The sequence below is a fragment of the Acaryochloris sp. IP29b_bin.137 genome, from assembly GCF_028285745.1.
Lineage (GTDB): Bacteria > Cyanobacteriota > Cyanobacteriia > Thermosynechococcales > Thermosynechococcaceae > Acaryochloris.
The window spans coordinates 1-4,523 of sequence record NZ_JANQOP010000240.1 but is presented as its reverse complement, the minus strand read 5'-3'; the positions used below and the strand labels follow the sequence as shown (position 1 = coordinate 4,523).

Genomic DNA, 4,523 nt, shown 5'->3' with positions numbered 1-4,523 from the left:
GGACTTGCTTGAAGACGTCAATTAGGGTGCTCATTACTTCTTCCATTACGAGGTTGAGTCATCCTAATTTTTCTATAGGTAATTTAAAACAGCCCTGGTTAACGACTCAAGCAGATATAAAATCCATTTCCATCCCAGCGTCGTAGTATGAAAATTTCTGTAATCGGCATCGGCAAAGTAGGTTCAACCATCAGCTTTGTCCTGGCGAAAGAAGGGTTAGCCTCTGAGTTAGTTCTCTATAACCGCACTAGGAATATCGCCCATGCCGAGGCCATTGATATTCAGCAAGCTGTCGCACTGACCCCCTATCGGCTAATGGTTCGGGATGGCGATCTGGAAGACACCGCTGGGTCGGACATTATCGTCATTGCTGCCAGTGCTCCTATGCCCAAACAGATGCAGGCCCGCAGTGCCTTGCTGGCAAAGAACATTCAGATCATGAACACCTTAATCCCGCCTCTTCTCCAACACAGTCCGAATGCCATCTTTATCAATATCAGCAACCCCGTTGACGCCCTAACCTACGAGATTCTGCAAATTATCAGGCAGCATACCCATCACAACCCTTGGCAACGCGTCATTGGTACTGGCACTTTGATAGACTCGGCCCGGTTTCGGGACCTGTTATCCGCCCAGTTGGGCATCCATTCTTCTGATATCAACGCCTATATTCTGGGAGAGCATGGAGACAGCCAGTTTGCCGCCCTCAGTTCGGCCATGATTGGAGGCGAATTAATTGATGCCAACCCATTACGCCAACAGATGGTCGAAGACGCCAAGCGATCAGCATGGACCATCTTCCAAGCCAAAGGCTATACCAACTACACCGTAGCGTTGGCCGTGGAAATGATTGTGTCCAGCATCGTCGAGGATTTGCGACATACCCTACCTGTTAGTGTTTTGATTGATGGGTATTGTGATGTTTCCGATTGCTGCCTTAGTGTTCCTTGTATCGTGGGCCGAGAAGGGGTGCATCGTCGGATAAAAACCCAACTAAATGCCGAAGAAATCCTGGCTTTTCAAAAGTGCGCCCATCACGTTAAACAGCAAATCCAAAGGTGCTACCAACCTTGAGCAGAAGATTGAACGGCCTCCATCCAGAACGCCTATTGGAGAGAAACGACCATGGAAAGTACCAATTTTCTCACCCTACCGGATCAGCGGCAGTTAGCCTACGCTGAATATGGTGATCCTCAGGGGTATCCCGTTTTCTATTTTCATGGTTCTCCCTCCTGTCGCTTAGAGCCATTGGGATTAGGAAATGAAAACATTCAGCAAGCTGGGATAAGGCTGATTGCCCCCGATCGTCCTGGGCTTGGACAATCTGATTTTCAACCGCACCGAGGATTCTCCAACTGGGTCAACGATATAAAGTGTCTTGCCAATGCCCTCGATTTAGATAAATTTTCGGTCCTGGGTATGTCTGGCGGTAGTGGATATGTCGCAGCCTGTGCCGCCAAGATGCCTGAAAGACTGTATTCAGCTGTAATTGTCTCTGGGGCATGGCGGATGGATCTCGCTGAAGATCTTTCCCCAATGAGCCGTATGATGTTCTTCTTTATGAAGAGAGTGCCGATACTCTACCAACTTTGGCAATCCTTATTGGCACAGTCACTCAAAGGTGATCCAGAAAAAGTGTTAGCTAGATTCAAGAACCAACTACCCCCAGCAGACTATACGGTTCTTGCGCAACCGGGTTGTATGGAGTCTATCCGCAAAACAAAGACGGAAACACTTCGTCAAGGCACGAAAGGGGCAGCTCATGATATCCAACTCTATACTCGTGAGTGGGACTTTAATTTGGAAGAAATTCAAATGCCCTTGACCTGGTTTCACGGTGAGCAAGACAGAAACGTTCCGATAGACCTGATCAAACAAGTTGCAGAGAGTCTAACTTCCACTCAACTGATCACTTATCCGCAGGAAGGGCATATATCTCTGATCATGAATCAATTCGAGACGATTACTGAAACACTTATGGCTGGTTCAGTGTCTCGTTAACAACTACCAGTTACCTTGCCAATATGGAAGAGGTGATTGGAGAGAAAGACTCGGTGGCGGTTCGTCTAGCTTTTACTTTGATTGCAAGGCACGATCTAAAGTGGCCTTTGCCGATTGAGCTTGCAATCGGGTTTGGTGATATTGAATATTGGCTTGAGCAAATTTTTTCAGCACCTTAAACCCTTCTTTTAACTGCAATACGTCTTCCTCTGAAATAGGGGAATCGGAAAACAGTAAATCGACAATTGCCCGTGTTTCCAACGCTTCTTGCTGCAACTCCTGCATTTTCAATTTGAGAGAGGCCAGAAGATTCAAGATTTGCACTGCTTGGGCAACTTCATCTTCTTGAGGAGACGGCTTAGTTGGAACCGTTGCCTGCACTTCAATAAAGTCATTGGGGCTAAAGCCTTGATTGAGGGAGGTTTTGAGTTTTCCACTATCCATCAAATCCATCAGTTGGTTCATGGCTTTCTCGCGAGCCTTTTTGGAATCCTTCCCGGGAATCTTGATAACTGCTTCGGGGTCTTCTTTCAGGGTATATTGCACCATACCGATTCAACTCCTTTAATAGTATATATGTACTATTTTACTAGTAAAAAGTATAAATTAGGGAAAAAAGAGGTCTTAAGGCAGGAATATGGCACTGAACCCCACAGCATTGATCAGCCAGTCCATTGATGCAGAAGCTGATAAAGCCTGGTGAAGTAGTATGACAGACTCTAAATCCCTGAAGACCCCATCACAACCGATAGCAGATAAGGTCCAGCGGCTTCATCGTCTAGCCTTCTTGTTAGACAACGCCATCTCTATCCCGGGTACCAAACTTTGCTTTGGTCTTGACCCTATCTTGGGCCTTCTGGGTATTGTGGGAGGGAGTGGTGATGTCGTTGGCGGTGCGGTTGGCGCCTATATCATCTACCAGGCGGCTCAGATGGGAATCCCTAAGGGTGTAGTTTGGCAAATGGTGGTCAATATCCTGCTCGATTCCTTGGTTGGCATTGTGCCGGGGCTAGGGGATCTCCTCGACTTTACTTGGAAAGCCAATACTCGAAATATGGCTTTAGTGGATCAGCACCTAACTGTGTCATCGCCCCCCAAGAAAGGAAATCCTCTCTTTGTCGTTGGGATTACCCTGCTGACTGTTCTTATCGTTTTAGGGTGTGTGTTCTTGACGTTGTGGTTGATCAAAACCATTTTTCAGTTTTAGACAACGGTCTGTGGTCTGTAGGTGGAACTTCGAAGATTGGGTATTGCTAAGGTGCGATCGCAGAACACCCTACCGAGCATCCCCTCCCTAAAAACACCATTATTCTGGCGCTATTACCATTACCAGAATATTCTAGCCAGCATCTGCCCATTCACTGGATATCTCTAGCTCATTCGCGCCGTGCCGATATACATGACTCCGGTGTGGTTATCAAATTGAATCTGAAACTCACCTGTCCTCAGATAGTGGATCAAGTGGGTGATCTGGGCTAGGGGCGTTCGGCCAAATAGATCAAATCCCTGGAGGGTAACTTGAGAAAACTCGGCTTGGGTGAGCAGTTGATGCAGTTCTTTAGGGGGGACAAACTGATGCCAGTTATGGATACCCCGGGGAATTTGCCGCAGCACATCCTCCAACAGCCAAATCATCAGCCAGCGAGATTGCCAAGTGCGGTTAATCGTATCAAAGCAAAATAGCCCTCCTGGCTGTATGACCCTACCAATTTCCGTGACTGTGGCAGCAACGCTCTGAACATGTTCCAAGACATCCACACAAACGACAACGTCAAAGAGATCGCATGCAAATGGCAGGATTTCCCCCACGCCAACGTGGTAGTTAATAGTCAACCCCATCTCCTCTGCATGGTCTGTTGCCACTTCAATGCAGGCGGCTGACGGATCAATTCCGGTCACTCTTGCCCCCCGTTGGGCCAAAAATTCACAGGTATATCCTCCCCCGCAGCCCACATCCAAAACCTTAAGTCCCCGCCAATTGGGGATAAAACGATCAAAATACTGAAACCGCAGGGGATTCAGCTTACTCAAAGGAAAGATGGTTGCCGTCTCATTCCACCATTGGCTAGCCTGTTGGTCGTAAAAGGCGAGGTTGTTGCGCTCCATACTGACTGGGGTTCAGGTCTTTATCATGTTCTCGATCTAGCGCCCATCAAACTGCTTGGGTCAGCTGAATTGATGGAGATCCACTTTGATTTAACTGCCAGCTATAGGGCAAGTAAACCACGTCCGTGAAAGTAGAGAGCTGGGCAGGTCGATAATAGCGATTGATATAGGCGGGAATTGAATCAGCAACCTTGAGGAAATCAGCTTTGTACCATTTAAAAATTTTGCTGCAGAATAGGGTTTGGCTGGCGGTATCGTAACGGACTTTATCTTGATTATTGATAAACCGTTCACCGTCTTCTTCTAGTTGCGTTTGCAGCCTATCCCTCTTTTATCACTTTAGTCAGATAAAAAATAGACTATTCTCAGTGTCTATTTTTCTGATGAGTGATGTCAGCTTCAAGAAGTCCAGAATC

The 4,523-nt window shown here is 47.1% G+C and carries 5 protein-coding genes; 3 read left to right on the top strand and 2 right to left on the bottom strand.

All coding sequences use genetic code 11. From position 1 onward, the window contains the following. Window positions 1-147: 147 nt before the first annotated feature. The gene (locus tag Q0991_RS17060; RefSeq protein ID WP_299490496.1) at window positions 148-1,074 is read left to right on the top strand and encodes a lactate dehydrogenase; all 927 of its coding nucleotides are present in this window, start codon (window positions 148-150) and stop codon (window positions 1,072-1,074) included. Between the two features lie 51 nt (window positions 1,075-1,125). Then, the gene (locus Q0991_RS17055; protein WP_299490494.1) at window positions 1,126-2,001 is read left to right on the top strand and encodes an alpha/beta hydrolase; all 876 of its coding nucleotides are present in this window, start codon (window positions 1,126-1,128) and stop codon (window positions 1,999-2,001) included. Window positions 2,002-2,073: 72 nt separating this feature from the next. Here the strand turns inward: Q0991_RS17055 and Q0991_RS17050 are convergent, their stop codons facing one another. Beyond that, complete coding sequence (locus tag Q0991_RS17050; RefSeq protein ID WP_299490492.1) at window positions 2,074-2,550, bottom strand: hypothetical protein; 477 nt, start codon at window positions 2,548-2,550, stop codon at window positions 2,074-2,076. Window positions 2,551-2,710: 160 nt separating this feature from the next. Between Q0991_RS17050 and Q0991_RS17045 the strand changes: the two genes are divergently transcribed. After that, the gene (locus Q0991_RS17045; RefSeq protein ID WP_299490491.1) at window positions 2,711-3,208 is read left to right on the top strand and encodes a DUF4112 domain-containing protein; all 498 of its coding nucleotides are present in this window, start codon (window positions 2,711-2,713) and stop codon (window positions 3,206-3,208) included. Between the two features lie 164 nt (window positions 3,209-3,372). Here the strand turns inward: Q0991_RS17045 and ubiG are convergent, their stop codons facing one another. Then, the gene (ubiG, locus tag Q0991_RS17040; protein ID WP_299490488.1) at window positions 3,373-4,107 is read right to left on the bottom strand and encodes a bifunctional 2-polyprenyl-6-hydroxyphenol methylase/3-demethylubiquinol 3-O-methyltransferase UbiG; all 735 of its coding nucleotides are present in this window, start codon (window positions 4,105-4,107) and stop codon (window positions 3,373-3,375) included. Window positions 4,108-4,523 lie beyond the last annotated feature (416 nt).

Coding starts and splice junctions, on each gene's coding strand:
- Q0991_RS17060 (WP_299490496.1), top strand. CDS start 148: ATGAAAATTTCTGTAATCGGCATCGGCAAAGTAGGTTCAACCATCAGC.
- Q0991_RS17055 (WP_299490494.1), top strand. CDS start 1,126: ATGGAAAGTACCAATTTTCTCACCCTACCGGATCAGCGGCAGTTAGCC.
- Q0991_RS17050 (WP_299490492.1), bottom strand. CDS start 2,550: ATGGTGCAATATACCCTGAAAGAAGACCCCGAAGCAGTTATCAAGATT.
- Q0991_RS17045 (WP_299490491.1), top strand. CDS start 2,711: ATGACAGACTCTAAATCCCTGAAGACCCCATCACAACCGATAGCAGAT.
- ubiG (WP_299490488.1), bottom strand. CDS start 4,107: ATGGAGCGCAACAACCTCGCCTTTTACGACCAACAGGCTAGCCAATGG.